Raw genomic sequence first — 26978 nt, 5'->3', positions numbered from 1 at the left:
GGTATAATAATACCCATGAAAGAGCAAGGAAATGAGTAGTAGGTGGAGATGGAAAAGTATTTATCGGTAACAACTTTGACCAAGTATCTGAAAATGAAATTCGATAAAGACCCTTACTTGGAACGGGTCTATTTAACTGGTCAAGTTTCCAACTTTCGTAAACGACCTACTCACCAATATTTCTCCCTAAAGGATGACCATGCAGTCATTCAAGCGACTATTTGGTCTGGGATTTATCAGAAATTAGGGTTTGACCTTGAAGAAGGAATGAAGATCAATGTGATTGGGCGTGTACAGGTCTATGAACCAAGTGGTAGCTACTCCATTATCATTGAAAAGGCTGAGCCTGATGGGGTTGGGGCGCTTGCGATTCAGTTTGAACAACTCAAGAAAAAATTGGCAGAAGAAGGTCTGTTTCAAGAGAGATTCAAGCAACCTCTGCCCCAATTTTCTAAGAGAATTGGTGTGGTAACCAGTCGCAGTGGAGCTGTTATTCGAGATATTATCACGACCGTCAGCAGGCGATTTCCAGGTGTCGATATCTTACTTTATCCAACTAAGGTTCAAGGTGAGGGTTCTGCGGAGGAAATTGCTAGAAATATTGCGCGTGCTAATCAACGGGACGATTTGGATTTGCTCATTATTGGTCGTGGTGGTGGTTCCATCGAGGATCTCTGGGCCTTTAACGAAGAAATTGTGGTACGAGCTATTTTTGAATCTCGTTTGCCAGTTATCTCTAGTGTGGGGCATGAGACGGATGTGACTTTGGCGGACTTTGTGGCAGATCGCAGAGCAGCGACGCCAACAGCAGCTGCTGAGCTAGCAACTCCTGTGACCAAGTTGGATGTATTGGCTCATTTGCAAAATCAGGAAAAACGGATGGCAACAGCAGTCCGAAATGTCCTATCTAAGAAACAAGAATCTTTGAAAAAATGCAGTCAGTCTGTTATCTTTAGACAGCCAGAGCGCTTGTATGATGGTTATTTGCAACGCTTGGACCAACTGCAACTGCGCTTAAAACAAAGTTTGCGCACACAGATTTCCGATAACAAACAGCTAGTACAAGCAAGGACACATCAACTGGTGCAATTATCACCTGTTACCAAAATCCAGCGTTATCAAGACCGCCTAGGTCAGTTGGATAAGCTCCTACGTAGCCAAATGGCGCTGGTTTATGATGCCAAGGTTGCTGAGGTCAAGAGATTATCAGAAGCCGTACTGATGTTGGATACCAGTCGAATCGTGGCGCGTGGTTATGCTATTGTCAAAAAAGAAGATTCAGTTATCGATTCGGTTGAGAGTTTGAAGAAAAAAGACCAAGTGACGCTTTTGATGCGAGATGGTCAAGTAGAATTAGAGGTTAAAGATGTCAAAACAAAAGAAATTTGAGGAAAATCTAGCAGAACTGGAGACCATTGTCCAAAGTTTGGAAAATGGTGAAATTGCTTTGGAAGATGCGATTGCGGCCTTTCAAAAGGGTATGGTCTTGTCAAAAGAGCTCCAAGCGACGCTGGATAAGGCTGAAAAGACCTTGGTCAAGGTCATGCAAGAAGACGGAACAGAAAGTGATTTTGAATGAAAAAGCAAGAAAAATTAGCTCTTGTTGAGTCAGCTTTGGAAGACTTTTATGGAGACCAGCAGTTTGCCTCTAGTTTGAGAGAGTCGGTTCTCTATTCCATTCATGCTGGTGGCAAGCGTATTCGGCCTTTTCTCTTGTTGGAAGTTTTGGAAGCCTTGCAAGTTGCCATCAAACCTGCTCACGCGCAGGTGGCTGCGGCCTTGGAAATGATTCATACAGGGAGCTTGATTCATGATGATCTTCCAGCTATGGATGATGATGATTACCGTCGAGGGCGTTTGACCAACCATAAGAAATTCGGTGAAGCTATGGCGATTTTGGCTGGAGATGCTTTGTTCCTAGATCCTTATGCCTTGATAGCGCAGGCAGATTTGCCAAGTCAGATTAAGGTAGACTTGATTGCCAACTTATCCCTTGCTTCAGGTAGTCTGGGTATGGTGGCAGGGCAGGTTTTGGACATGGAGGGTGAACACCAGCATTTGTCTTTGGAAGAACTCCAGACTATTCATGCTAATAAGACTGGAAAACTACTAGCTTATCCCTTCCAAGCGGCTGCTATTATAGCCGAATTAGCACCTGAGATGCAGGCAAAGCTGAAAACTGTTGGTGAATTAATTGGACTTGCTTTTCAAGTTCGAGATGACGTACTGGATGTGACAGCTAGTTTTGAGGAAATCGGCAAGACGCCTCAAAAAGATTTGCAGGCTGAAAAATCAACCTATCCAGCCTTGTTGGGCTTGGAAGAGGCCATTGCCTTTTGTAACCAGACTTTGGATCAAGCTAATTCCAAATTAGAAGAAATTGCCCAGCAGGTTCCCTTTGAAACAGAATCGATTGTAAAAGTAGTAGAAAGTTTGAGAATCAATGGCTAAGGAAAGAGTGGATGTACTAGCTTATAAACAGGGCTTGTTTGAAACGCGAGAACAAGCAAAGCGCGGTGTGATGGCTGGCCTAGTCGTAGCAGTCCTTAATGGAGAACGGTTTGACAAACCAGGAGAGAAAATTCCAGATGACACCGAGCTAAAACTCAAGGGAGAGAAACTCAAGTATGTCAGCCGTGGTGGCTTGAAATTAGAAAAGGCCTTGCAGGTCTTTGATTTGTCAGTGGAAGGAGCTACCACGATTGATATCGGTGCCTCTACTGGAGGTTTTACCGATGTCATGTTGCAAAATGGTGCTGAGTTGGTCTTTGCAGTCGATGTTGGTACCAATCAGTTAGCTTGGAAACTACGCCAAGACCCACGGGTTGTCAGCATGGAGCAGTTCAATTTTCGCTATGCTGAAAAGACTGATTTCGAGCAGGAACCGAGCTTTGCCAGCATTGACGTGAGTTTCATTTCCCTCAGTCTGATTCTTCCGGCCTTGCATCGTGTCTTGGCTAATCAAGGTCAGGTTGTGGCTCTGGTTAAGCCCCAGTTTGAGGCAGGACGTGAGCAAATTGGAAAAAATGGAATCATTCGCGATGCCAAGGTTCATCAACATGTCCTTGAATCTGTCACAGCTATGGCAGTAGAGGAAGGCTTTTCAGTTCTTGGTTTGGACTTTTCTCCCATCCAAGGCGGTCATGGAAATATTGAGTTTTTAACGTATTTGAAAAAAGAAGAGTCAGCAAGCAATCAGGTTCTGGCTGATATTGAAGAAGTAGTAGAGAGGGCGCATAGTCAATTTAAAAATGAATAAAAAAGAGAGACTTGAAAAAATTAGACGATTTGTGACAGATTATCAAATCGGTACACAGGAAGAAATCGTAGAACATTTGAAAGAAGCAGGTATCACTGCCACTCAAGCGACGGTATCCCGAGATATCAAAGAGCTAGGTATTGTCAAAATTCCTTTGAGAGACAATACCTATGTCTATGAATTGCCAAAATCAATCGTGAAAAGTTTGCAACTGGCTGAAGACAATATCGAATCGGCAGAATTGATGGACAAGATGATCAATCTCCAAGTCATCCCAGGAAATACAGCTTTTGTAAAAGCTCAGTTAACCGAGACTTTTGCGGATAAGATTTTTAGCTGTTTAGCTGATGATAGCTCGATTTTAGTCATTGCCAGAAGTGAAAGTCTAGCTGAGGAAATCTTTGAACAAGTAAAAAATTGGTAGGTCTATATGTTACTTGAAATTTCGATAAAAAACTTTGCCATTATTGAGGCTATTTCCCTCAATTTTGAAAAGGGGATGACTGTCCTGACTGGTGAAACGGGTGCAGGGAAGTCGATTATCATTGATGCCATGAATATGATGTTGGGAGCTCGTGCGACGACAGATGTTATTCGTCATGGTGCGCCTAAGGCAGAGATTGAGGGGCTTTTCTCAGTTGAGAATAGTCGTCTTTTACAGGAAATTTTTGATGAGCAAGGTTTGGAATTGGGTGATGAGATTATCATCCGTCGTGAAATTTTGCAAAATGGTCGTAGTATCAGCCGTGTGAATGGCCAGATGGTCAATCTGTCTGTTTTGCGTGCTATTGGGCAACATCTTGTGGACATACATGGTCAGCATGACCAAGAGGAGTTAATGCGTCCTCAACTGCACATCCAGATGTTGGATGAATTTGGCGATGCAGCTTTTTGGGACTTGAAAGAAACCTATCAAACTAGTTTTGATGCTTATCGAAAAATGCGCAAGCAGGTTCTGGAAGTCAAGAAAAACCAACAGGAACATAAGGCTCGTATTGAAATGTTGGAATTTCAAATGGCAGAAATTGAGGCAGCAAACTTGCAGGCTGGAGAAGACTTGACTCTCAACCAAGAGAGAGAGAAACTTCTCAACCATAAAAATATTGCGGATACGCTGACCAATGCCTACAGCATGTTGGACAATGAAGACTTTTCAAGTCTGGCCAATGTTCGTTCGGCCATGAATGACATGGAAAGTGTCGAAGAGTATGACCCTGACTACCGTGAAATTTCAAGCTCTCTGTCTGAGACCTACTATGTCTTAGAAGACATTAGCAAGCGTTTGGAAGCTATCATTGAGGACCTTGATTTTGATGGCAATCGCCTCATGCAGGTTGAGAATCGTTTGGACCTTCTTCATACCATTACTCGTAAGTATGGTGGAACTGTGGATGATGTCTTGCTTTATTTTGCCAAAATTACAGAAGAATACAATCTCTTAACAGGCAATAACCTTTCGTCTGAAGACATGGAAGCAGAGCTTAAAAAATTGGAAGTTAATCTTGTTGATTTGGCAGGTCAGCTTGCATCTGCTCGTCATGATTTGGCTCAGCAATTAGAATCTGAGATTAAACAAGAACTACAGGACCTGTATATGGAAAAAGCTCAGTTTCAGGTTCGTTTTAGCAAGGGCAAATTCAGCCGTGAGGGCAATGAAACAGTTGAGTTTTACATTTCAACCAACCCTGGCGAAGATTTTAAACCCTTGGTCAAGGTTGCTTCTGGAGGGGAATTATCTCGTCTCATGCTAGCTATTAAATCTGCCTTTTCTCGCAAAGAGGGCAAGACAAGTATTGTCTTTGATGAAGTGGATACAGGAGTTTCAGGCCGTGTAGCTCAGGCTATTGCACAGAAGATTCACAAGATTGGCCAACATGGTCAGGTTCTGGCTATTTCCCATTTACCACAAGTGATTGCGATTGCGGATTATCAATTCTTTATTGAGAAGATTAGTAATGACCATTCAACAGTTTCGACTGTTCGTCTCTTGACGGTTGAAGAGCGAGTGGAAGAAGTTGCTAAGATGTTGGCAGGTGATGATGTGACGGAAGCAGCCCTGACGCAAGCCAGAGAATTGTTGAGAAACAGGGAGAAATAAGATGACAGACTATTATGTAATTGGAGATGTTCATGGAAAAGCTGGGATGCTGGAAGACCTTCTCAAAACATGGGATGGTCAGACCCAGTTGCTCTTTCTAGGGGACTTGATTGACCGTGGTGAAGATAGTCGCCGTGTCCTAGAGATGGTTAAGGACTTGGTCGATAATCAAGGGGCTGTCTGTTTGTCAGGAAACCACGAGTATATGTTTCTGACTTGGCTTGATGACCCAGAAGAAAGCTATGATCATTATCGTCGCAATGGTGGTGATACAACCATTAACTCTATCCTAGGTCGTCCCTTGGATGCGCCAGTTGATGGGGTAGAAGATGCCAAGCGTGTTGCTACTGAAGCGGCAGACTTGGTCGAATTTATTCGTCAAATGCCATTTGTGGTAGAGACAGACAAGTATATCTTTGTTCACGCAGGTATTGATTTGACCTTGGATGACTGGCATGAAACCACAGATTATAAAAAAGTCTGGCTTAGAAAACCATTCCACGAAGCAGAAAATCATACTGGAAAAATCATTGTCTTTGGCCATACACCGGTCTATAGTTTGCTGAAGCAAGAGCGTGGTACTGCTGAGCTTTGGACTACAGAAGATGGCAAGATTGGGATGGACGGAGGAGCTGTCTATGGTGGTGTCCTTCACGGGATTGTCTTTACAGACCAAGGAATGACAGAACAACACTTTATCGAAAATGACGGCTTTGTCGCTGAAGATTAGTACTCCTAACAGGGTATGGTCTTGTCAAAATGTCAAAAACAATTTATAATAAATAGATACCCTGAAAGGAAGAGAATCATGAACTTAGAAGAATTGAAAAAACGACAGGAGAAGATCCGGAACTTCTCTATTATCGCCCATATTGACCACGGGAAATCGACTCTAGCAGACCGCATTTTGGAAAAAACAGAGACCGTTTCAAGTCGTGAAATGCAGGCCCAGCTTTTGGATAGCATGGATTTAGAACGGGAACGTGGGATTACCATTAAACTCAATGCCATCGAGCTGAATTATACTGCAAAAGATGGGGAAACTTATATTTTCCACTTGATTGACACGCCGGGGCACGTTGACTTTACCTATGAAGTTTCGCGTTCGCTAGCTGCCTGTGAGGGAGCGATTTTGGTGGTCGATGCTGCTCAAGGGATTGAGGCTCAAACCCTTGCCAACGTTTATCTAGCCTTGGACAATGATTTGGAAATCATGCCTGTCATTAACAAAATTGACCTGCCTGCTGCAGATCCAGAGCGCGTGCGTACAGAGATTGAAGATGTGATCGGACTAGACGCCAGCGAAGCAGTCTTAGCTTCAGCTAAAGCTGGTATTGGTATTGAAGAAATACTCGAACAAATCGTAGAGAAAGTGCCAGCCCCAACGGGCGATGTGACTGCACCACTTAAGGCATTGATTTTCGACTCGGTCTATGATGCCTACCGCGGGGTTATTCTCCAGGTTCGTGTTATGGATGGGGTAGTTAAACCTGGCGATAAGATTCAGCTCATGAGCAATGGCAAGACCTTTGATGTGACCGAGGTCGGAATTTTCACACCGAAAGCAGTAGGGCGCGATTTCCTAGCGACAGGTGATGTTGGTTATATTGCGGCTTCTATCAAGACGGTTCAAGACACGCGTGTCGGAGACACAGTGACCCTAGCAAGCAATCGTGCGACAGAGCCACTTGATGGTTACAAGCAGATGAACCCTATGGTCTTTGCGGGTCTTTACCCAATTGAGTCAAACAAGTACAATGACCTTCGTGAAGCACTTGAGAAACTGCAGCTCAACGATGCTAGCTTGCAGTTTGAACCAGAAACATCTCAGGCACTTGGATTTGGTTTCCGTTGTGGTTTCCTTGGACTTCTCCATATGGATGTTATCCAAGAGCGTTTGGAACGTGAGTTCAACATTGACCTCATCATGACAGCTCCATCTGTTATCTATAAGGTCAACTTGACCGACGGCGAGTCTATGGATGTGTCTAACCCATCTGAGTTCCCAGACCCAACTAAGATTGCGACCATTGAGGAACCTTATGTTAAGGCGCAAATCATGGTACCACAGGAGTTCGTCGGAGCAGTGATGGAGCTAGCTCAGCGCAAGCGTGGGGACTTTGTGACTATGGACTATATTGATGATAACCGTGTCAATGTTATCTATCAAATTCCTCTTGCTGAAATCGTCTTTGACTTCTTTGATAAGCTTAAGTCTTCGACACGTGGTTATGCAAGTTTTGACTACGAATTGTCAGAGTATCGCCCATCTAAGCTGGTGAAAATGGATATCCTCTTGAATGGGGATAAGGTCGACGCCCTCAGCTTTATCGTTCACAAGGATTTTGCCTACGAACGTGGTAAACTCATCGTTGATAAACTTAAGAAAATCATCCCTCGTCAACAATTTGAGGTGCCAATCCAAGCAGCAATTGGACATAAGATTGTGGCTCGTACAGATATCAAGGCCCTTCGTAAGAACGTACTTGCTAAATGTTATGGTGGTGACGTTTCTCGTAAACGTAAACTCCTTGAAAAACAAAAAGCTGGTAAGAAACGTATGAAAGCTATCGGATCAGTAGAAGTTCCACAAGAAGCCTTTCTCAGCGTCTTGAGTATGGATGAAGAATAAGTTATCAGAAATGCCTTTCCTTGTTCATAGGAAATTTATATAATAATAAATAGTAAAGCAGGCTTAGATGGTCTGCTTTTTTAGTTTCTAGAACAGAAAAAATGTTTGAAATGTTTGTTTATATGTTTGTTTTTATATAACAAGCTATAAAAACAACAAAAATATAAAAAAAGAGACAAAAAACAACAGAAAAATATTGACAACGATTTCATATAGTGTTATACTTATAGCATAAAGTTAATGGAAAGAAGGGAAAACCTTATGGGATTAGATCATTTCTTTGACAAAAACCTTGTGTTTTGCTTAGAAGCGGATAATCAAGAACATCTCTTTGATCAGGTTGCAACTTTATTGGAAGAACGAGAAATCGTAACTCCAACTTATCGTGAAGCCTTGATTACGCGTGAAAAGTCATTTCCAACTGGCTTAGATATGGAATTTTTGGGTAAGGATTTGCCGAATGTGGCTATTCCTCACACAGATATTGTTCATAATCTAGCTGAAAAAGTTGTGGTTGTTCGATTAGAGAAACCGGTGACTTTCCACAATATGATTGCACCAGATAAGGAAGTAGAGGTATCCTTGCTCTTCTTTATCATTAATAACTCAAGTTCAAGTCAAACGAACATTCTTGCTCAGTTGATGGACTTCTTTACTGGAAATGGTCATCTTGAAGACCTATCAAAAATTTCTGATCCTGAAGCCCTCTATGCTTATATAGCTGAAGAAACTGCATAATCTTGTCTATTAAAAATATTAAATCGGAGGAAATCCATATGATTAAAATTCTTGCTGCCTGCGGTGCAGGTGTTAACTCAAGCCACCAAATTAAAAGTGCTCTTGAAGAAGAACTTTCAAACCGCGGTTTCGATGTTCACTGTGATGCGGTAATGGTCAAAGACGTTAACGAAGACCTTATCAAAGGTTATGACATCTTCACACCCATTGCTGCTACAGACCTTGGTTTTGATCCAGGTATTCCAGTTATCGAAGCTGGACCAATCTTATTCCGTATCCCAGCAATGAGCGCTCCAGTATTTGATAATATTGAAGCAGCTATCAAAGAACACGGATTAAGCTAATTTTAATTTGTTAACATTCATATAACATAAAAAAGGGAGGAACTGTTATGGATGCAATCTTTGGCCTAATCAAAGAATTTTTCACACCTATCTTAGATATGGGTGGACCTGTCATCATGTTAATCATTTTGACAGTATTGGCTTTACTTTTTGGAGTGAAATTCTCCAAAGCGCTTGAAGGTGGTATCAAACTTGCCATCGCTCTTACTGGTATCGGAGCTATCATCGGTATGCTAAATGGTGCTTTCTCAGCATCACTTGCAAAATTCGTTGAAAATACTGGTATCCAATTGAGTATCACTGACGTTGGTTGGGCACCACTTGCAACAATCACTTGGGGATCTGCTTGGACACTTTACTTCTTGCTTATCATGTTGATTGTCAACGTAGTAATGCTTGCTATGAAGAAAACTGATACACTTGACGTCGATATCTTCGATATCTGGCACTTGTCTATCACAGGTCTTTTGATTAAATGGTATGCAGACAACAACGGTGTGAGCCAAGGGGTTTCACTCTTGATTGCTACAGCAGCTATCGTACTTGTTGGTGTGTTGAAAATTATCAACTCTGACTTGATGAAACCTACATTTGATGACCTTCTTAACGCACCAAGTTCATCACCAATGACATCAACTCACATGAACTACATGATGAACCCAGTTATCATGGTTTTGGATAAGATTTTTGAAAAATTCTTCCCAGGTCTTGATAAATATGACTTTGATGCTGCTAAATTGAACAAAAAAATCGGTTTCTGGGGATCTAAATTCTTTATCGGTTTCATTCTTGGTATTGTTATCGGTATTATGGGAACTCCACATCCAATTGAAGGGGTTGCAGATGCAGATAAATGGCGTCTTGTTATCAGAGGATGGTTGTCTCTTGGTTTGACTGCCGGTGTATCTTTGGAACTCTTCTCACTTATCGGTTCATGGTTCATCGCAGCCGTAGAACCACTATCACAAGGTATTACAAACGTTGCTACTAAACGTCTTCAAGGACGTAAATTCAACATCGGTCTTGACTGGCCATTCATCGCTGGTCGTGCTGAAATCTGGGCTTGTGCTAACGTACTTGCACCAATCATGTTGATTGAAGCTGTGCTTCTTTCAAAAGTTGGAAATGGTATCTTGCCACTTGCAGGTATCATCGCAATGGGTGTTACTCCAGCTCTCTTGGTTGTGACACGTGGTAAATTGCTCCGTATGATTATTTTCGGAACACTCTTGTTGCCACTCTTCCTTCTTTCAGGTACACTTATCGCACCATTTGCAACAGAACTTGCTAAAGGTGTAGGTGCCTTCCCAGCAGGTGTGAGTGAAACTCAATTGATTACTCACTCAACTCTTGAAGGACCAATCGAAAAACTTCTTGGTTGGACAATTGGTAACACTACAACTGGTGATATCAAAGCAATCCTTGGTGCAGTAGTCTTCCTTGTATTCTATATCGGTATCTTTGCTTGGTACAGAAAACAAATGATCAAACGTAACGAAGAGTACGCGGCAAAAGCAAAATAATGCGCTCCTATAAAATGTAAATTGTTGAAACTAGGTTGTCATACCATTAGGAGTGACAGCCTAGTTTTTTATAAACTATCAAGAAATCGGAGAAAATGATGGTAATTGAATTAAAATCAGAACAATTAAGAGTTGAATTTAACAGTTTTGGTGGGGCTCTTTCTTCTATAAAAGATACTGAGGGAGTTGAGTATTTGTGGCAAGGGGATGCTACTTATTGGAGTGGACAAGCTCCTGTTCTCTTTCCCATTTGTGGTTCATTGAGAGAGGATACAGCCGTCTATATAGATGAGAAGGGGCAGGAAAGCAAAGGAAAGATTCCTCGTCATGGTCTGGTCCGCAAGAAAGAATTTGAATTAGTTGAGCAGACAGACAAGAGTGTAACTTTTGCAATTGAAGACGATGAGAATAGCTATCAGAACTACCCTTATCATTTCCGCCTAGAAATCACTTATATCCTTACTGGAAAGACCGTACGGACTCAATACAAGATTTTCAATAAAGAAACTAGCAAGGTCATGCCTTACTTTATTGGTGGACATCCAGGCTTTAATTGTCCCTTACTGGATGATGAAGTCTATGAAGATTACTATTTAGAGTTTGAGAAAGAAGAGACTTGCTCTGTTCCACGTCCTTTCCCAGAAACGGGTATGCTGGATTTTCAAGATAGAAGTCCATGGCTAGAGGGGCAAAAAGAAATAGATCTTAGTTATGATCTTTTCAGCACGGATGCAGTCACCTTAGATGACTTGCAATCTAGAACAATTGCGCTTCGTTCTCGTAAACATGATAAGGGATTGAAAGTGCACTTTGCAGAGTTTCCAAACCTCATTATCTGGTCAACTTTGAATAAAGGTCCTTTCATTGCTTTTGAACCATGGTCTGGCTTGTCAACATCCCTTGAAGAAGGAGATCATCTAGAAGATAAGAAGAATGTTCGTCTCCTAGAACCTGGTCAAGTAGATCAAGTTGGTTTTGATATCGAAATTTTTTAGTTAAAAAAACACAAAAACAAACACTAACTGTTGACTTTTTCCGGAAATAGGAGTATATTATGTTTGTAAGCAACAAATGATGTTTGTAGCAAACAAATAATCACTTGTTATATTCTCTTTCGTGGAGAAAGATTATTTCTAGGAAACTGATTTCCTAAACTTGAATAAGGTGTCATTCATCTCATTCAATCTAATTTGTCAATAAACTGCTAGAAAACTTTTTGTAGGTAAACTGCTAACCATAAAAGTCTTTACTAGCCTAGAAAAATAAAAGGAGTATACAATATGTCTATTGTTATCGGTGCAGATGCTGCAGGTTTGAGATTGAAAGAAGTTGTGAAAGACTTCTTGGAAAAAGAAAACTTCCACGTTGTGGATGTTACAGCTGAAGGTCAAGACTTTGTTGATGTAACTCTTGCTGTTGCTGCAGAAGTAAACAAAGAAGAACAAAACCTTGGTATCGTGATTGATGCTTATGGAGCTGGTCCATTTATGGTTGCAACTAAGATCAAAGGAATGGTTGCTGCAGAAGTATCTGACGAACGTTCAGCTTATATGACTCGTGGCCACAACAACTCACGTATGATCACTATGGGTGCACAACTTGTTGGTGATGAATTGGCTAAAAACATCGCTAAAGGATTTGTTAACGGTAAATACGACGGTGGTCGTCACCAAATTAGGGTCGACATGTTGAACAAAATGTGCTAATTAGATTACAGTAAGAAAGGTAAGTTAAAAATGAGAATTGCAATTGGATGTGACCACATCGTAACAGATGAAAAAATGGCGGTTTCAGAATTTTTGAAATCAAAAGGATATGAAGTCATTGACTTTGGTACATATGACCATACACGTACTCACTACCCAATCTTTGGTAAAAAAGTAGGGGAAGCAGTAACTAGTGGTCAAGCTGATCTTGGGGTATGTATCTGTGGTACTGGTGTTGGTATCAACAACGCTGTAAATAAAGTTCCTGGTGTTCGTTCTGCCTTGGTTCGTGATATGACAACAGCCCTTTATGCTAAAGAACAATTGAACGCCAACGTTATCGGTTTTGGTGGTAAGATTACTGGAGAATTGCTCATGTGTGACATCATTGAAGCTTTCATCCATGCTGAATACAAACCATCTGAAGAAAACAAAAAATTGATTGCGAAAATTGAACACGTTGAAAGTCACAATGCTCAACAAACAGACGCAAACTTCTTCACTGAATTCCTTGAAAAATGGGATCGCGGAGAATACCACGACTAAGAGGTGACCTATGATTTTAACAGTCACAATGAACCCATCCATTGATATTTCCTATCCCTTGGATGAGTTAAAGATTGATACTGTCAATCGTGTGGTGGATGTAACCAAAACTGCTGGTGGTAAAGGACTCAATGTTACCCGAGTACTTTCAGAATTTGGGGATTCTGTTCTTGCTACTGGTTTAGTGGGTGGCAAACTTGGTGAGTTTTTGGTTGAAAATATCGATGATCAAGTAAAGAAAGATTTCTTCTCAATTCAGGGAGAAACTCGTAACTGTATCGCTATTCTTCATGGAGATAACCAAACAGAAGTTCTTGAAAAAGGACCTGAAGTATTGGAACAGGAAGGTCAAGACTTTTTGGAACATTTCAAGAAACTCTTGGAGTCAGTTGAAGTAGTAGCTATCTCAGGTAGTCTGCCAGCTGGTCTTCCAGTTGATTACTATGCGAGCTTGGTTGAACTTGCTAATCAAGCTGGCAAGCCTGTTGTCTTGGACTGCTCTGGTGCAGCACTTCAGGCGGTTCTTGAATCACCACATAAACCAACAGTCATCAAACCAAATAATGAGGAACTATCTCAGCTTCTAGGAAGAGAAGTTTCTGAGGATTTGGATGAATTAAAAGAAGTTCTTCAAGAACCTTTGTTTGCAGGTATTGAATGGATTATCGTTTCACTTGGTGCCAACGGTGCCTTTGCCAAACATGGGGACACTTTCTACAAGGTAGATATTCCTAGAATTCAGGTGGTCAACCCTGTCGGATCTGGAGATTCTACTGTGGCAGGAATTTCTTCAGGACTTCTTCATAAAGAATCGGATGCAGAATTACTCATCAAGGCAAATGTCCTTGGTATGCTCAATGCTCAAGAAAAAATGACTGGTCATGTCAACATGGCCAACTATCAAGCTCTATATGATCAATTAATAGTAAAAGAGGTATAAAATGGCTTTAACAGAACAAAAACGTGCACGTTTAGAAAAACTTTCTGATGAAAATGGTATCATCTCAGCTCTTGCATTTGACCAACGTGGTGCTTTGAAACGCCTCATGGCACAACACCAAACAGAAGAACCAACAGTGGCTCAAATGGAAGAACTTAAAGTCTTGGTAGCAGATGAATTGACAAAATACGCTTCATCTATGCTTCTTGACCCTGAGTATGGACTTCCAGCAACTAAAGCTCTTGATGAAAAAGCTGGTCTTCTCCTTGCTTATGAAAAAACAGGTTATGATACAACAAGTACAAAACGTTTGCCAGACTGCTTGGATGTTTGGTCTGCAAAACGTATTAAAGAGGAAGGTGCAGATGCAGTTAAATTCTTGCTTTACTATGATGTAGATAGCTCAGATGAACTTAACCAAGAAAAACAAGCTTATATCGAACGCATCGGTTCTGAGTGTGTGGCTGAAGATATCCCATTCTTCCTTGAAATCCTTGCTTACGATGAAAAAATTGCTGACGCTGGTTCTGTAGAATATGCGAAAGTAAAACCACACAAAGTTATCGGTGCTATGAAAGTCTTCTCAGACCCACGCTTTAACATTGATGTCTTGAAAGTAGAAGTTCCTGTTAACATTAAATATGTTGAAGGTTTCGCTGAAGGTGAAGTAGTTTATACACGTGAAGAAGCAGCAGCCTTCTTCAAAGCTCAAGATGAAGCAACTAACTTGCCTTACATCTACTTGAGTGCAGGTGTATCAGCTAAACTTTTCCAAGATACTCTTGTATTTGCTCATGAATCAGGTGCAAACTTTAACGGAGTTCTTTGTGGCCGTGCTACATGGGCTGGATCAGTTGAAGCTTACATCAAAGATGGTGAAGCAGCAGCTCGCGAATGGCTTCGTACAACTGGTTTTGAAAACATTGACGAACTCAATAAAGTTCTTCAAACAACAGCGACTTCATGGAAAGAACGCGTGTAAGCAAGTCCTCCTAGGTTAGGAACATGAATCTAAAAAAATTTTAAAAAAAGTTTTATGTAAAGGTTTACAAAACAACTTACTTGTGCTATACTTAAATCACAAGTTAATACAAGGTGAGTGTTACTAAGTAATATTAGGCATGATCACAGGTGAATTAGAAATCGGCTGATTTTCTAGTTCATTTGTGGTCATTTTTTGTACTAATATACCTTTAAGATATAAAAGGAGGTTGACATGTATCGAATTCTAAATCCAATGAATCACAATGTCTCGCTTGTCAGAAATGATAAAGGAGAAGAAGTGATTGTGATTGGTAAGGGGATTACATTTGGAAAGAAGAAAGGGGATTTGATTGCTGAACATCAGGTTGAGAAAATCTTTCGGATGAAGACCGAAGAGTCAAGAGAAAACTTTATGGCTCTCCTCAAAGATGTTCCGCTTGATTTTATCACAGTGACTTATGAAATCATTGATAAGCTATCAAAGAAATATCATTATCCGATTCAAGAGTATCTCTACGTAACCTTGACAGATCATATTTACTGTTCTTACCAAGCTCTAGCACAAGGAAGGTACAAGGATAGTAATCTGCCAGATATTTCCACTAAGTATCCTGTCGCTTTTCAAATCGCAAATGAAGCATTTGAAATTTACCGTCAGAAGCTAGCGGATCATTTTCCTGAGGACGAAATTATTCGGATTGCTTATCATTTCATTAATGCCGAAGGTGAAAATGAAGTGGAACTTGTGGAGTCGATTGATAAGAGGAAAGAAATTCTCAGGAAGGTTGAAGAAGTTTTAACGGACTATGCAATTCAACGAACTAAAGAGAATAACCATTTCTATGATCGCTTTATGATTCATTTGAATTATTTCTTGGATTATTTAGACAGATCTAGAGATGATAACCAATCACTTCTGGATATGGAAGATCATATTAAACAATCCTATCCAAAAGCCTTCGAGATTGGTTCCAAGATCTATGATGTGATTACGCAACATACGGGTCTTGATTTGTATAAAAGTGAACGAGTTTATCTAGTTCTACATATACAACGTTTATTGTCATAAAAATTTATTTAAAACTATATAAGGAGAATTCTATCATGAATAGAGAAGAAGTAACATTGTTAGGTTTTGAAATCGTAGCCTATGCTGGCGATGCTCGTTCAAAACTATTGGAAGCCTTGAAGGCTGCTGAAGCTGGTGATTTTGAAAAAGCGGACGCTCTGGCCGAGGAAGCTGGTAGCTGTATCGCTGAGGCTCACCACGCGCAAACAAGTCTATTGACTAAGGAAGCTTCTGGTGAGGATTTAGCATATAGTGTGACCATGATGCATGGCCAAGACCACTTGATGACAACCATCTTGTTAAAAGATTTGATGCACCACTTAATCGAACTTTATAAGAGAGGAGTTAAATAATGAACAAACTAATTGCATTTATCGAGAAAGGAAAGCCTTTCTTTGAGAAATTATCTCGTAATATCTATCTTCGTGCTATTCGTGATGGTTTCATTGCAGGTATGCCTGTTATTCTCTTCTCAAGTATTTTTATCTTGATTGCCTTTGTACCAAACTCATGGGGCTTTAAATGGTCTGATGAAGTTGTAGCCTTTCTGATGAAACCTTATAGCTATTCTATGGGTATTCTGGCTCTCTTGGTAGCTGGTACAACAGCTAAATCATTGACCGACTCAGTAAACCGTAGCATGGAGAAAACCAATCAAATCAACTATATGTCAACATTGTTGGCAGCAATTGTTGGTTTGTTGATGTTGGCAGCTGATCCTATCGAAAATGGCCTAGCTACTGGATTCTTGGGGACAAAAGGTTTGCTTTCAGCCTTCCTTGCTGCCTTTGTTACTGTAGCCATCTATAAGGTTTGTGTTAAGAACAACGTCACTATTCGTATGCCTGACGAAGTTCCACCAAATATCTCACAAGTCTTTAAAGATGTGATTCCATTCACTCTATCAGTGGTTTCTCTTTATGCTCTTGATTTACTAGCTCGTCATTTTGTTGGTGCAAGCGTAGCTGAATCAATCGGTAAATTCTTTGCACCACTCTTCTCAGCAGCAGACGGATACCTTGGTATTACCATTATCTTTGGTGCCTTTGCCTTCTTCTGGTTTGTTGGTATCCATGGTCCATCTATCGTTGAGCCTGCTATCGCAGCTATTACCTATGCAAACGCCGAAGTCAACTTGAACCTTCTCCAACAAGGTATGCACGCTGACAAGATTCTTACTTCTGGTACACAAATGTTTATCGTTACCATGGGTGGTACTGGTGCGACACTGGTTGTTCCATTCATGTTCATGTGGTTGACAAAATCGAAACGTAACCGTGCCATCGGTCGTGCTTCAGTAGTTCCAACTTTCTTCGGTGTAAATGAGCCTATCTTGTTCGGTGCTCCATTGGTATTAAATCCAATTTTCTTCATTCCATTTATCTTTGCTCCAATCGCAAACGTTTGGATCTTCAAATTCTTTATTGAAACTCTTGGAATGAACTCATTTACTGCTAATCTACCATGGACAACTCCAGCTCCACTAGGTCTAGTTCTTGGTACTAACTTCCAAGTTCTATCATTCATTCTTGCTGCTCTTCTAATCGTGGTTGACGTAGTCATTTACTACCCATTCCTTAAAGTATATGATGAACAAATTCTTGAAGAAGAGCGTTCAGGTAAGTCTAATGATGAATTGAAAGAAAAAGTTGCTGCAAACTTCAACACTGCAAAAGCAGATGCTATTCTTGAGAAAGCGGGTGTAGAAGCAGCACAAAATACCATCACTGAAGAAACAAATGTCCTCGTTCTCTGTGCTGGTGGAGGTACAAGTGGTCTCCTTGCAAATGCTTTGAACAAGGCAGCTGCAGAATACAATGTTCCTGTGAAAGCAGCAGCAGGTGGCTATGGTGCTCACCGTGAAATGTTACCAGAGTTTGATCTAGTTATCCTTGCCCCTCAAGTTGCTTCAAACTTTGAAGATATGAAAGCAGAAACAGATAAACTCGGTATTAAACTTGCGAAAACAGAAGGCGCTCAATACATCAAATTAACTCGTGATGGAAAAGGTGCTCTTGCATTTGTACAAGCTCAATTCGATTAACGATAGGGACTGTGAAACAGTCTCCTCTCGTTACGGAAATCGCTATGGCGAATTTCCTAATCGCCTTGTTAATTCGTCGGTAAAAAGATATCGTTTTTACCTCCTCATGTCACAATTCGATTAATAATAGGGACTCTGAAATAGTCTCCTCTCGTTACGGAAATCGCTATGGCGAATTTCCTAATCGCCTTATTAATTCGTCGGTAAAAAGATATCGTTTTTACCTCCTCATGTCACAATTCGGTGACTTGGTACAAGAAGTGAGATGGAGAAGGATGGCTCACTGACTCCTCTCCTCTCACTTTTACTTTATTTAAATCAAGAAATAGGTGAAAAAAATGACAAAAACATTACCAAAAGACTTTATTTTTGGTGGCGCAACAGCTGCCTATCAAGCAGAAGGTGCTACACATACTGATGGTAAAGGACCAGTAGCGTGGGATAAATATCTTGAAGATAACTACTGGTACACTGCAGAACCAGCCAGTGATTTTTACAATCGATACCCAGTTGACCTCAAGTTGGCAGAAGAGTATGGTGTCAATGGCATTCGAATTTCTATTGCTTGGTCACGTATTTTCCCAACAGGCTACGGTCAAGTAAATCAGAAAGGTGTTGAGTATTATCATAATCTATTTGCAGAGTGTCACAAACGTCATGTTGAGCCCTTTGTAACTCTTCATCACTTTGATACGCCAGAAGCTCTACATTCAAATGGAGACTTCTTAAACCGTGAAAATATCGAACACTTTGTAGACTACGCTGCCTTCTGTTTTGAAGAATTTCCAGAAGTAAACTATTGGACAACCTTCAATGAAATTGGACCAATTGGTGATGGTCAATATTTAGTTGGTAAATTCCCTCCAGGAATTCAGTACGACCTTGCCAAAGTTTTCCAATCGCACCACAATATGATGGTTTCTCATGCGCGTGCAGTTAAGCTATATAAAGATAAAGGTTATAAAGGTGAAATTGGTGTTGTTCACGCTCTGCCAACCAAGTATCCTCTAGATCCTGAAAATCCAGCAGATGTTCGTGCAGCTGAGTTGGAAGATATCATTCACAATAAATTTATCTTGGATGCAACTTATCTAGGTCGCTATTCAGCTGAAACGATGGAAGGTGTCAATCATATCTTATCAGTCAATGGTGGTAGTTTGGATCTTCGTGAAGAAGATTTCACAGCATTAGAAGCTGCGAAAGACTTGAACGACTTCCTTGGAATCAATTACTATATGAGTGACTGGATGGAAGCATTTGATGGAGAAACTGAAATTATCCATAATGGTAAAGGTGAGAAAGGAAGCTCTAAGTACCAAATCAAAGGTGTTGGTCGTCGTGTAGCTCCTGATTATGTCCCACGTACGGATTGGGATTGGATTATCTACCCTCAAGGTTTGTATGACCAAATCATGCGCGTGAAGAAAGATTACCCGAACTACAAGAAAATCTACATCACAGAGAATGGTCTCGGATACAAAGATGAGTTCGTTGATAACACTGTTTACGATGATGGACGTATTGATTATGTGAAACAACACTTGGAAGTATTATCTGATGCTATTGCTGATGGTGCAAACGTCAAAGGATACTTCATCTGGTCATTAATGGATGTTTTCTCATGGTCAAATGGTTATGAAAAACGCTACGGTCTCTTTTATGTAGACTTTGAAACTCAAGAACGTTATCCTAAGAAATCAGCTCTCTGGTACAAGAAAGTAGCGGAAAGTCAGATTATAGACTAGTAGAATTAGTAATTAGATATAGAATTCTAGTGAGGCAAAAGATGTTCAAAGATTTTATCCAATCAATTTATGAAAAAGTTTATATTATCAATTTTGATAAATGTTCTCAAATACCTTGTTTGACTAATGATGAGCTGAAAAATCTTGGGACATGGTATGTCTATACCGGTAAAGAATGGATTTGCCATTCAGACTATGAGCTGGAAGAATTTAAAAATATCTTTTTAAATTGTATCAGTTCTGAAGAACGGGATAATATCTCCTTTGATTCAGATTTTATGCCGTTTCAACAATCATAAAGAATCTAGGAAACTCTTTGTAAAAATCTTCATCAAAAAATGCGTCATATCAAGATTCTTATTTTCTTGATATGACGCATTTTATATTTTATCAATTCTCAGTTTTATGGTTTAGAAAGAATAATTTTTGTTTGTTTTGAAAGTTGTTCAAACGTTTCTTTGCTCAGTTTAGAATCTGAAACGATGGTATCAATATCAGAGATATTGTAGAAGGTATAAAAATCAAATTTATTGAACTTACTATTGTCAGCTAGTAAGTATTTTTTATTGGAATTATTGAGGGCGATGCGTTGAGATTCACCTTCCTCTTCACTAAAGGTCGCAATCGCATTGTCCTTAATACCATTACAGCTAACGAAGGCTTTAGAAAATTGTAGATTGGCCAAGTTTTGCAAGGTTAGTGTTCCCACAAAGGCTCCAGTGATAGAGCGGTAATTCCCACCAATTAAAATCAAATCTGTTAGTTTTCGTTCGTTTAGGATGAGAAAGACTGGTAAACTGTTTGTTACAACACGAATATTATCAATTGGAAGTTCACGGGCAAAAGATTCCAAGGTTGTCCCTGGACCGATAAAAATGGTTTCCCCTTCATCAATCAAATGGCCTGCAAAACGGCTGATTTCTTGTTTTTCTGCGATTTGTAAGCTTTGTTTTTCAATATTAGAACGTTCATTGTTTAAAATAGAACCTGTGCGAATTTTTTCAGCTCCCCCGTGCACCCGAACAAGTAAATCCTTGTCTGCCAACTCTTGCAAGTAGCGTCTAGCAGTCATATCTGATACATCCAAGCGAGTCATGATTTCTTTTACAGTAATAGTTCCCTTTGTATTTACCGTTTCTAGAATATTATCTAGTTTTTCCTGCTTTAACATCGTTATCACCTCTATTTCTATTACTATTTTATCATAAAGTATTCAATCAATCAATTTAAAAAACAAAAGAAAACAAAAACAAAAATATCATGGTTGTTTTAAACAAACCATGATATTTGTTATCAGTTCTGGGATAAGTGAATTAGTCCAAACCGTAGTTGTAGTCATCGTCTTGCATGGCTTCGACTTCGCCAAGAAGGTAACCATTTCCGACTTGAGAGAAGAAGTCGTGGTTAGATGTTCCTGTTGAAATACCGTTCATAACGATTGGGTTGACATCATCAGCTGAATCTGGGAAGAGTGGATCTTGTCCCAGGTTCATGAGAGCCTTGTTAGCATTGTAGCGAAGGAAGGTCTTGACTTCTTCCGTCCAGCCAACACCGTCATAGAGGCTTTCTGTGTAGCCTTCTTCGTTTTCATAAAGAGTGTAGAGCAGGTCGTACATCCATTCTTTGAGTTTTTCCTGCTCTTCTTCAGGCAATTCATTGAAACCGAGTTGGAATTTATAACCGATGTAGGTTCCGTGAACAGACTCATCACGAATGATCAATTTAATGATTTCCGCAACGTTGGCTAGTTTGTTGTTACCGAGATAGTAGAGGGGAGTGAAGAAACCAGAGTAGAAGAGGAAGGTTTCGAGGAAGACGCTGGCAACTTTCTTTTCAAGTGGGCTACCGTTTAGGTAGATTTCGTTGACAATCTCAGCCTTCTTTTGTAGGTAAGGATTGGTATTGGTCCATTCGAAAATTTCTTCAATCTCAGCCTTAGTATTCAAGGTAGAAAAGATTGATGAGTAAGATTTTGCGTGGACAGATTCCATAAATTGGATGTTATTGAAAACAGCTTCCTCATGTGGTGTACGGATGTCTCCACGAAGGGCTTGCACCCCAGTTTCAGATTGCATAGTGTCGAGAAGGGTTAAACCACCAAAGACTTTTCCGACCAAGTCTTTCTCTTTGTTAGATAGCTTTCTCCAGTCATCCAAGTCATTTGACAAAGGAATACGTGTATCGAGCCAGAATTGCTCCGTCAGTTTTTCCCAAGTTGATTTGTCGATGACATCTTCGATGGCATTCCAGTTAATGGCTTTGTAGTAAGTTTCCATTTTGAAGTCTCTTTCTGTGTTTAGTATTGCGAACCCACAATTACTTCTATTTTATCATAATTCTAGAGGAGTATCGCACAAAAAGTCGGAAGCCCGACTTTTTGTTATTTCATAGTATAGATGCTTATTCCAGTTTAGTTTAGCAGGGTGAATGAATCACTAATCTGAGAAAATGTAGTTTCCTCAAACAAAAATTAGATCACACAGCTTTCACATTGGTTGGCACCGACTTCTCCACCATCATCAGTAAAGGTACGGACGTAGTAGATAGACTTGATACCCTTGTTAAAGGCATAGTTACGAAGGATAGACAAGTCACGTGTCGTTTGTTTGTTTTCTTTCTTCCATTCGTAAAGACCTTTTGGAATGTCACTACGCATGAAGAGGGTGAGTGAAAGTCCTTGGTCCACGTGCTCAGTCGCAGCAGCGTAAACATCAATCACCTTACGCATATCCATATCGTAGGCAGAAGTGTAGTATGGAATGGTTTCTGTTGACAAGCCAGCAGCAGGGTAGTAGATTTTACCGATTTTCTTCTCTTGGCGTTCCTCGATACGTTGCGTAATCGGGTGGATAGAAGCAGAAACATCGTTGATATAGCTGATAGAACCATTTGGTGCTACAGCAAGACGGTTTTGGTGGTAAAGTCCATCTGCTTGAACCTTGTCACGAAGTTCAGCCCAGTCAGCAGCACTTGGGATAAAGACATCTTTGAAGAGTTCTTTAACACGGTCTGATTTTGGAACAAATTCGCCAGTTGCATACTTGTTGAAGTAGCTTCCGTTAGCATAGTCTGATTTTTCAAAGTTATGGAAGGTAATACCACGTTCACGCGCAATATTGTTTGACTCAACTAAAGTCCAGTAGTTCATGAGCATGAAGTAGATGCTAGTAAACTCAACAGACTCAGGTGACCCATATTCAATCAATTGTTGGGCAAGGTAGCTGTGAAGTCCCATGGCACCAAGACCAAAGGTATGAGCTTGACTATTTCCATGGTCAATCGTAGGCACAGCTACGATGTGTGAACTATCTGTAACGAAAGTTAAGGCACGCACCATAGCACGGATAGAACGACCAAAGTCAGGTGAAGTCATCATGTTGACCACGTTGGTTGAACCAAGGTTACATGAAACATCGGTTCCCATTTGAAGGAATTCTTGAGCATCGTTGATCAAGCTTGGTTCTTGGACTTGAAGAATCTCAGAACACAAGTTACTCATGATAATCTTACCATCAACAGGATTTGCACGGTTAGCCGTATCAATGTTGACTACATAAGGGTAGCCAGACTCTTGTTGCAATTTAGAGATTTCAGTTTCCAAATCACGCGCCTTGATTTTTGTCTTGCGGATATTTGGATTTGCGACCAATTCATCGTATTTTTCAGTGATATCGATGTAGTTAAATGGCACACCGTATTCAAGTTCTACAGAGTATGGGCTGAAGAGGTACATTTCTTCATTTTTACGTGCTAATTCGTAGAATTTATCGGGCACCACAACACCAAGTGAAAGGGTCTTAACACGAACTTTTTCATCGGCGTTTTCTTTTTTAGTTGAAAGGAAGGCGATAATATCTGGGTGGAAGACGTTGAGGTAGACAACACCAGCACCTTGACGTTGCCCGAGCTGGTTTGAGTAAGAGAAGCTATCTTCGAAAAGCTTCATAACAGGAACGACACCTGAAGCAGCTCCTTCATAGCCTTTGATAGGTGCACCAGCTTCACGAAGGTTGCTGAGGGTAATTCCCACACCACCACCGATACGTGAAAGTTGAAGAGCTGAGTTGATAGAACGTCCGATAGAGTTCATATCATCAGTTACTTGGATTAGGAAGCAAGATACTAACTCCCCACGGCGAGCACGTCCAGCATTCAAGAAGGAAGGAGTAGCAGGTTGGTAGCGTTGGTGGATGATTTCATTGGCAATATCGATTGCAACAGCTTCATCACCATCAGCGAAATAAAGGGCGTTAAAGAAGACACGGTCTTCCATGCTTTCAAGATAATATTCACCGTCGTTGGTTTTCAAAGCATATTGATTGTAAAATTTATAAGCTGCCATAAAAGACTTGAATTGGAAGTTTTGTTCTTTGATAAATTGAGCCAATTCTTCCAAAAATTCTGGACGGTATTTCTTGATAAAGGCTGTTTCGATGTAGTTGTGTTCAATGAGGTAGTTGATTTTATCCTTGATTGAATCAAAAACCATAGTGTTTGGAACTACATTTTCTTTAAAGAAGGCATCCAAGGCTTCCTTATCTTTATGAAGCATGATTTGTCCATTGACAGGACGGTTGATTTCGTTATTAAGACGGAAGTAAGTCACGTCCTCAAGATGTTTTAATCCCATAAAAATTCCCTTGTCTAATTACAAAAGAAAGGCTTCTAAGTTAGCCCTAGAAGCAGTTTCTTCTGGATGATGTACTAAGATTATGCTAATTGTTTCAATTTTCCTGGTTGGAAACCTGAAAAGACTTCAGTTGGTGTTTGGATAACAGGAGCTGCGCTGAAACCGAGCTCTTTAACTTGATCGATGTACTCAGGTTGCTCATCAAGATTGATTTCACGATAAGCGACATTATTACTGTCCAAGAAACGTTTGGTCATTTTACATTGGACACAGTTGTTTTTAGAATAAACGGTTACCATTGTGTAACTCCTCTTTCAAAATAGATTACTTTTTTAGTATATCAGAAAATAAATTTTTGTCAATAATTTGAAACTAAATATAGTGGTCTATTTTTCTGCTCAAGCTTACAAAACACAATATGTAGTGTTTGTTTTGTGAAATGATGATAATTATCCTATAAGTTGTTTTTTGAAAAACTATATCCTGTGTTTTGTTATCTAGAATAGAAGATTTTCAGCAAGTTATCTGAAAGGAAATCGAATAAATCCCATAAAATGCTTGAAAAAAATCCTAGAAGATGATATAATACCAAATTGTAAGGGTTATCACATATAACTCAAAAAAGAAAGAACAAAAGGAGAGTCAAACTATGGCTTCTAAAGATTTCCACGTAGTGGCAGAAACAGGTATTCACGCACGTCCAGCAACATTGTTGGTACAAACTGCAAGCAAATTTGCTTCAGATATCACTCTTGAGTACAAAGGTAAATCAGTTAACCTTAAATCAATCATGGGTGTTATGAGTCTTGGTGTTGGCCAAGGTGCTGACGTAACTATCTCAGCTGAAGGTGCAGATGCAGATGATGCTATCGTTGCAATCTCAGAAACAATGGAAAAAGAAGGATTGGCATAAGGAAGATGACAGAAATGCTTAAAGGAATCGCAGCATCTGACGGTGTTGCCGTTGCAAAAGCATATCTACTCGTTCAACCGGATTTGTCATTCGATACTGTTTCAGTCGAAGATACAAACGCAGAAGAGGCTCGTTTGGATGTAGCTCTTGAAGCTTCTCAAAACGAGCTTTCTCTTATCCGTGAGAAAGCTGTAGGTACGCTTGGTGAAGAAGCGGCTCAAGTTTTTGACGCTCATTTGATGGTTCTTGCTGACCCAGAATTGATTGGTCAGATTAAAGAAACAATCCGTGCTAAGAAAGTCAATGCTGAAGCAGGTCTTAAAGAAGTGACTGACATGTTCATCACGATCTTTGAAGGCATGGAAGATAACCCATACATGCAAGAACGTGCAGCGGATATCCGCGACGTGACAAAACGTGTATTGGCAAACCTTCTTGGTAAAAAATTGCCAAATCCAGCTTCTATCAATGAAGAAGTAATCGTCATTGCGCATGACTTGACACCATCTGATACAGCTCAATTGGACAAAAACTTTGTAAAAGCTTTTGTAACAAATATCGGTGGACGTACAAGCCACTCAGCTATCATGGCACGTACACTTGAAATTGCAGCTGTATTGGGAACAAATAACATCACTGAAGTAGTGAAAGACGGCGATATCCTTGCCGTTAACGGAATCACTGGTGAAGTGATTATCAATCCAACAGATGAACAAGCGGCAGAATTTAAAGCAGCTGGTGAAGCTTATGCTAAACAAAAAGCTGAATGGGCACTTTTGAAAGATGCTCAAACAGTGACTGCTGACGGTAAACACTTCGAGTTGGCAGCTAACATCGGTACTCCAAAAGACGTTGAAGGTGTTAACAACAACGGTGCAGAAGCTGTTGGACTTTACCGTACAGAGTTCTTGTACATGGATTCTCAAGATTTCCCAACTGAAGATGAGCAGTATGAAGCATACAAGGCTGTTCTTGAGGGAATGAATGGTAAACCAGTGGTTGTTCGTACAATGGATATCGGTGGAGATAAGGAACTTCCTTACTTCGATATGCCACACGAAATGAACCCATTCCTTGGATTCCGTGCCCTTCGTATCTCTATTTCTGAAACTGGAGATGCAATGTTCCGTACACAAATCCGTGCCCTTCTTCGTGCTTCTGTTCATGGTCAATTGCGTATCATGTTCCCAATGGTTGCGCTTTTGAAAGAATTCCGTGCAGCTAAAGCAGTCTTTGATGAAGAAAAAGCAAACCTTCTTGCTGAAGGAGTTGCAGTTGCGGATGATATCCAAGTTGGTATCATGATTGAAATCCCTGCAGCAGCGATGCTTGCAGACCAATTTGCTAAAGAAGTTGACTTCTTCTCAATTGGTACAAACGACTTGATCCAATACACAATGGCAGCAGACCGTATGAACGAGCAAGTTTCATACCTTTACCAACCATATAACCCATCAATCCTTCGCTTGATCAACAACGTTATCAAGGCAGCTCACGCTGAAGGTAAATGGGCTGGTATGTGTGGTGAGATGGCTGGCGATCAAAAAGCTGTTCCACTTCTTGTCGGAATGGGCTTGGATGAATTCTCTATGTCAGCAACATCTGTACTTCGTACACGTAGCTTGATGAAGAAATTGGATACTGCTAAGATGGAAGAGTACGCTAACCGTGCCCTTACAGAGTGTTCAACAATGGAAGAAGTTCTTGAACTTCAAAAAGAATACGTTAACTTCGATTAATGTCATTAACCTTGTAACCTAGTTGCAAGGTTTTTTGATACATTCGGGAATAGTATAGTCTTGTGAAG

At 40.3% G+C, this 26978-nt stretch carries 27 protein-coding genes; 23 read left to right on the top strand and 4 right to left on the bottom strand.

What is annotated here, in order from left to right; all coding sequences use genetic code 11:
* The first annotated feature begins 48 nt into the window (after positions 1 to 48).
* The 21 genes from xseA (at position 49) to N8O43_RS00895 (ending at position 19927) form a co-directional block, all read left to right on the top strand.
* The gene (gene xseA / locus N8O43_RS00995) at positions 49 to 1389 is read left to right on the top strand and encodes an exodeoxyribonuclease VII large subunit (protein ID WP_261089129.1); all 1341 of its coding nucleotides are present in this window, start codon (positions 49 to 51) and stop codon (positions 1387 to 1389) included.
* Complete coding sequence (locus N8O43_RS00990) at positions 1367 to 1579, top strand: exodeoxyribonuclease VII small subunit (RefSeq protein ID WP_000043226.1); 213 nt, start codon at positions 1367 to 1369, stop codon at positions 1577 to 1579. Before xseA ends, N8O43_RS00990 begins: the two co-directional genes overlap by 23 nt.
* Positions 1576 to 2451 (top strand): polyprenyl synthetase family protein, encoded by an 876-nt coding sequence (locus N8O43_RS00985; RefSeq protein WP_261089127.1) that lies wholly within the window; start codon positions 1576 to 1578, stop codon positions 2449 to 2451. The genes N8O43_RS00990 and N8O43_RS00985 overlap by 4 nt, the downstream gene beginning before the upstream one ends.
* Positions 2444 to 3259 (top strand): TlyA family RNA methyltransferase, encoded by an 816-nt coding sequence (locus tag N8O43_RS00980; RefSeq protein WP_261089125.1) that lies wholly within the window; start codon positions 2444 to 2446, stop codon positions 3257 to 3259. Before N8O43_RS00985 ends, N8O43_RS00980 begins: the two co-directional genes overlap by 8 nt.
* Positions 3252 to 3683 (top strand): arginine repressor, encoded by a 432-nt coding sequence (locus N8O43_RS00975; RefSeq protein ID WP_001034401.1) that lies wholly within the window; start codon positions 3252 to 3254, stop codon positions 3681 to 3683. Before N8O43_RS00980 ends, N8O43_RS00975 begins: the two co-directional genes overlap by 8 nt.
* A 6-nt stretch (positions 3684 to 3689) precedes the next feature.
* The gene (gene recN / locus N8O43_RS00970) at positions 3690 to 5357 is read left to right on the top strand and encodes a DNA repair protein RecN (protein WP_261089124.1); all 1668 of its coding nucleotides are present in this window, start codon (positions 3690 to 3692) and stop codon (positions 5355 to 5357) included.
* Position 5358: 1 nt separating this feature from the next.
* The gene (locus N8O43_RS00965) at positions 5359 to 6087 is read left to right on the top strand and encodes a metallophosphoesterase family protein (protein WP_060628413.1); all 729 of its coding nucleotides are present in this window, start codon (positions 5359 to 5361) and stop codon (positions 6085 to 6087) included.
* Positions 6088 to 6165: 78 nt separating this feature from the next.
* On the top strand, positions 6166 to 7989 hold the full coding sequence (gene lepA / locus N8O43_RS00960; RefSeq protein ID WP_261052449.1) for a translation elongation factor 4: 1824 nt from the start codon (positions 6166 to 6168) through the stop codon (positions 7987 to 7989).
* 261 nt (positions 7990 to 8250) lie between these two features.
* Positions 8251 to 8727: a PTS sugar transporter subunit IIA gene (locus N8O43_RS00955; RefSeq protein WP_000521973.1), complete on the top strand. Its 477-nt coding sequence runs from the start codon at positions 8251 to 8253 to the stop codon at positions 8725 to 8727.
* A 38-nt stretch (positions 8728 to 8765) separates the two neighbouring features.
* Positions 8766 to 9071 carry a PTS sugar transporter subunit IIB gene (locus N8O43_RS00950; RefSeq protein ID WP_000590547.1) on the top strand — a complete coding sequence of 102 codons (306 nt, stop codon included), beginning with the start codon at positions 8766 to 8768 and terminating at the stop codon, positions 9069 to 9071.
* Between the two features lie 47 nt (positions 9072 to 9118).
* Positions 9119 to 10594: a PTS galactitol transporter subunit IIC gene (locus tag N8O43_RS00945; protein ID WP_247953013.1), complete on the top strand. Its 1476-nt coding sequence runs from the start codon at positions 9119 to 9121 to the stop codon at positions 10592 to 10594.
* A gap of 98 nt (positions 10595 to 10692) precedes the next feature.
* The gene (locus tag N8O43_RS00940; RefSeq protein WP_261089123.1) at positions 10693 to 11589 is read left to right on the top strand and encodes an aldose 1-epimerase family protein; all 897 of its coding nucleotides are present in this window, start codon (positions 10693 to 10695) and stop codon (positions 11587 to 11589) included.
* A gap of 285 nt (positions 11590 to 11874) precedes the next feature.
* A complete protein-coding gene (gene lacA / locus N8O43_RS00935; protein WP_000029277.1) occupies positions 11875 to 12300 on the top strand; it encodes a galactose-6-phosphate isomerase subunit LacA in 426 nt (141 codons plus the stop codon).
* A 30-nt stretch (positions 12301 to 12330) separates the two neighbouring features.
* Positions 12331 to 12846 (top strand): galactose-6-phosphate isomerase subunit LacB, encoded by a 516-nt coding sequence (lacB, locus tag N8O43_RS00930; RefSeq protein ID WP_001216913.1) that lies wholly within the window; start codon positions 12331 to 12333, stop codon positions 12844 to 12846.
* 10 nt (positions 12847 to 12856) lie between these two features.
* Positions 12857 to 13786 (top strand): tagatose-6-phosphate kinase, encoded by a 930-nt coding sequence (locus N8O43_RS00925; RefSeq protein WP_203213251.1) that lies wholly within the window; start codon positions 12857 to 12859, stop codon positions 13784 to 13786.
* Between the two features lies 1 nt (position 13787).
* Complete coding sequence (gene lacD, locus N8O43_RS00920; protein WP_001229114.1) at positions 13788 to 14768, top strand: tagatose-bisphosphate aldolase; 981 nt, start codon at positions 13788 to 13790, stop codon at positions 14766 to 14768.
* A 234-nt stretch (positions 14769 to 15002) separates the two neighbouring features.
* Positions 15003 to 15839 carry a transcription antiterminator gene (locus N8O43_RS00915; RefSeq protein ID WP_261089122.1) on the top strand — a complete coding sequence of 279 codons (837 nt, stop codon included), beginning with the start codon at positions 15003 to 15005 and terminating at the stop codon, positions 15837 to 15839.
* 35 nt (positions 15840 to 15874) lie between these two features.
* Complete coding sequence (locus N8O43_RS00910; protein WP_261089121.1) at positions 15875 to 16192, top strand: PTS lactose/cellobiose transporter subunit IIA; 318 nt, start codon at positions 15875 to 15877, stop codon at positions 16190 to 16192.
* Positions 16192 to 17883 (top strand): lactose-specific PTS transporter subunit EIIC, encoded by a 1692-nt coding sequence (locus tag N8O43_RS00905; RefSeq protein ID WP_001037324.1) that lies wholly within the window; start codon positions 16192 to 16194, stop codon positions 17881 to 17883. The genes N8O43_RS00910 and N8O43_RS00905 overlap by 1 nt, the downstream gene beginning before the upstream one ends.
* A gap of 338 nt (positions 17884 to 18221) precedes the next feature.
* On the top strand, positions 18222 to 19628 hold the full coding sequence (gene lacG / locus N8O43_RS00900) for a 6-phospho-beta-galactosidase (RefSeq protein WP_261089120.1): 1407 nt from the start codon (positions 18222 to 18224) through the stop codon (positions 19626 to 19628).
* A 41-nt stretch (positions 19629 to 19669) separates the two neighbouring features.
* Entirely contained in the window at positions 19670 to 19927 is a 258-nt protein-coding gene (locus tag N8O43_RS00895) for a DUF3884 family protein (RefSeq protein ID WP_261089118.1), read from the top strand.
* A 104-nt stretch (positions 19928 to 20031) separates the two neighbouring features.
* Here N8O43_RS00895 and N8O43_RS00890 read toward each other — a convergent pair whose 3' ends face one another.
* From N8O43_RS00890 to nrdH, 4 genes are all read right to left on the bottom strand, one after another.
* Positions 20032 to 20799 (bottom strand): DeoR/GlpR family DNA-binding transcription regulator, encoded by a 768-nt coding sequence (locus N8O43_RS00890; protein ID WP_000917573.1) that lies wholly within the window; start codon positions 20797 to 20799, stop codon positions 20032 to 20034.
* A 142-nt stretch (positions 20800 to 20941) separates the two neighbouring features.
* On the bottom strand, positions 20942 to 21904 hold the full coding sequence (nrdF, locus tag N8O43_RS00885; protein ID WP_261089115.1) for a class 1b ribonucleoside-diphosphate reductase subunit beta: 963 nt from the start codon (positions 21902 to 21904) through the stop codon (positions 20942 to 20944).
* A 194-nt stretch (positions 21905 to 22098) separates the two neighbouring features.
* Positions 22099 to 24258 (bottom strand): class 1b ribonucleoside-diphosphate reductase subunit alpha, encoded by a 2160-nt coding sequence (gene nrdE, locus N8O43_RS00880; RefSeq protein ID WP_261089114.1) that lies wholly within the window; start codon positions 24256 to 24258, stop codon positions 22099 to 22101.
* A gap of 80 nt (positions 24259 to 24338) precedes the next feature.
* Positions 24339 to 24557, bottom strand: coding sequence for a glutaredoxin-like protein NrdH (gene nrdH, locus N8O43_RS00875; RefSeq protein ID WP_000259240.1), 219 nt, complete (start codon positions 24555 to 24557; stop codon positions 24339 to 24341).
* A 350-nt stretch (positions 24558 to 24907) separates the two neighbouring features.
* Between nrdH and N8O43_RS00870 the strand changes: the two genes are divergently transcribed.
* Both N8O43_RS00870 and ptsP read left to right on the top strand, forming a co-directional pair.
* Entirely contained in the window at positions 24908 to 25171 is a 264-nt protein-coding gene (locus N8O43_RS00870) for a phosphocarrier protein HPr (RefSeq protein WP_000146949.1), read from the top strand.
* 5 nt (positions 25172 to 25176) lie between these two features.
* Positions 25177 to 26910, top strand: a complete 1734-nt coding sequence (gene ptsP / locus N8O43_RS00865) for a phosphoenolpyruvate--protein phosphotransferase (RefSeq protein ID WP_025171156.1) — start codon at positions 25177 to 25179, stop codon at positions 26908 to 26910.
* Positions 26911 to 26978 lie beyond the last annotated feature (68 nt).

The organism is Streptococcus mitis (assembly GCF_946190335.1).
In the GTDB taxonomy this organism is placed as follows: domain Bacteria; phylum Bacillota; class Bacilli; order Lactobacillales; family Streptococcaceae; genus Streptococcus; species Streptococcus mitis_CH.
Note: the sequence above shows the minus strand (reverse complement) of the source record. Positions and strands in the feature narration are given on the sequence as shown.

Coding starts and splice junctions, on each gene's coding strand:
- xseA (WP_261089129.1), top strand. CDS start 49: ATGGAAAAGTATTTATCGGTAACAACTTTGACCAAGTATCTGAAAATG.
- N8O43_RS00990 (WP_000043226.1), top strand. CDS start 1,367: ATGTCAAAACAAAAGAAATTTGAGGAAAATCTAGCAGAACTGGAGACC.
- N8O43_RS00985 (WP_261089127.1), top strand. CDS start 1,576: ATGAAAAAGCAAGAAAAATTAGCTCTTGTTGAGTCAGCTTTGGAAGAC.
- N8O43_RS00980 (WP_261089125.1), top strand. CDS start 2,444: ATGGCTAAGGAAAGAGTGGATGTACTAGCTTATAAACAGGGCTTGTTT.
- N8O43_RS00975 (WP_001034401.1), top strand. CDS start 3,252: ATGAATAAAAAAGAGAGACTTGAAAAAATTAGACGATTTGTGACAGAT.
- recN (WP_261089124.1), top strand. CDS start 3,690: ATGTTACTTGAAATTTCGATAAAAAACTTTGCCATTATTGAGGCTATT.
- N8O43_RS00965 (WP_060628413.1), top strand. CDS start 5,359: ATGACAGACTATTATGTAATTGGAGATGTTCATGGAAAAGCTGGGATG.
- lepA (WP_261052449.1), top strand. CDS start 6,166: ATGAACTTAGAAGAATTGAAAAAACGACAGGAGAAGATCCGGAACTTC.
- N8O43_RS00955 (WP_000521973.1), top strand. CDS start 8,251: ATGGGATTAGATCATTTCTTTGACAAAAACCTTGTGTTTTGCTTAGAA.
- N8O43_RS00950 (WP_000590547.1), top strand. CDS start 8,766: ATGATTAAAATTCTTGCTGCCTGCGGTGCAGGTGTTAACTCAAGCCAC.
- N8O43_RS00945 (WP_247953013.1), top strand. CDS start 9,119: ATGGATGCAATCTTTGGCCTAATCAAAGAATTTTTCACACCTATCTTA.
- N8O43_RS00940 (WP_261089123.1), top strand. CDS start 10,693: ATGGTAATTGAATTAAAATCAGAACAATTAAGAGTTGAATTTAACAGT.
- lacA (WP_000029277.1), top strand. CDS start 11,875: ATGTCTATTGTTATCGGTGCAGATGCTGCAGGTTTGAGATTGAAAGAA.
- lacB (WP_001216913.1), top strand. CDS start 12,331: ATGAGAATTGCAATTGGATGTGACCACATCGTAACAGATGAAAAAATG.
- N8O43_RS00925 (WP_203213251.1), top strand. CDS start 12,857: ATGATTTTAACAGTCACAATGAACCCATCCATTGATATTTCCTATCCC.
- lacD (WP_001229114.1), top strand. CDS start 13,788: ATGGCTTTAACAGAACAAAAACGTGCACGTTTAGAAAAACTTTCTGAT.
- N8O43_RS00915 (WP_261089122.1), top strand. CDS start 15,003: ATGTATCGAATTCTAAATCCAATGAATCACAATGTCTCGCTTGTCAGA.
- N8O43_RS00910 (WP_261089121.1), top strand. CDS start 15,875: ATGAATAGAGAAGAAGTAACATTGTTAGGTTTTGAAATCGTAGCCTAT.
- N8O43_RS00905 (WP_001037324.1), top strand. CDS start 16,192: ATGAACAAACTAATTGCATTTATCGAGAAAGGAAAGCCTTTCTTTGAG.
- lacG (WP_261089120.1), top strand. CDS start 18,222: ATGACAAAAACATTACCAAAAGACTTTATTTTTGGTGGCGCAACAGCT.
- N8O43_RS00895 (WP_261089118.1), top strand. CDS start 19,670: ATGTTCAAAGATTTTATCCAATCAATTTATGAAAAAGTTTATATTATC.
- N8O43_RS00890 (WP_000917573.1), bottom strand. CDS start 20,799: ATGTTAAAGCAGGAAAAACTAGATAATATTCTAGAAACGGTAAATACA.
- nrdF (WP_261089115.1), bottom strand. CDS start 21,904: ATGGAAACTTACTACAAAGCCATTAACTGGAATGCCATCGAAGATGTC.
- nrdE (WP_261089114.1), bottom strand. CDS start 24,258: ATGGGATTAAAACATCTTGAGGACGTGACTTACTTCCGTCTTAATAAC.
- nrdH (WP_000259240.1), bottom strand. CDS start 24,557: ATGGTAACCGTTTATTCTAAAAACAACTGTGTCCAATGTAAAATGACC.
- N8O43_RS00870 (WP_000146949.1), top strand. CDS start 24,908: ATGGCTTCTAAAGATTTCCACGTAGTGGCAGAAACAGGTATTCACGCA.
- ptsP (WP_025171156.1), top strand. CDS start 25,177: ATGACAGAAATGCTTAAAGGAATCGCAGCATCTGACGGTGTTGCCGTT.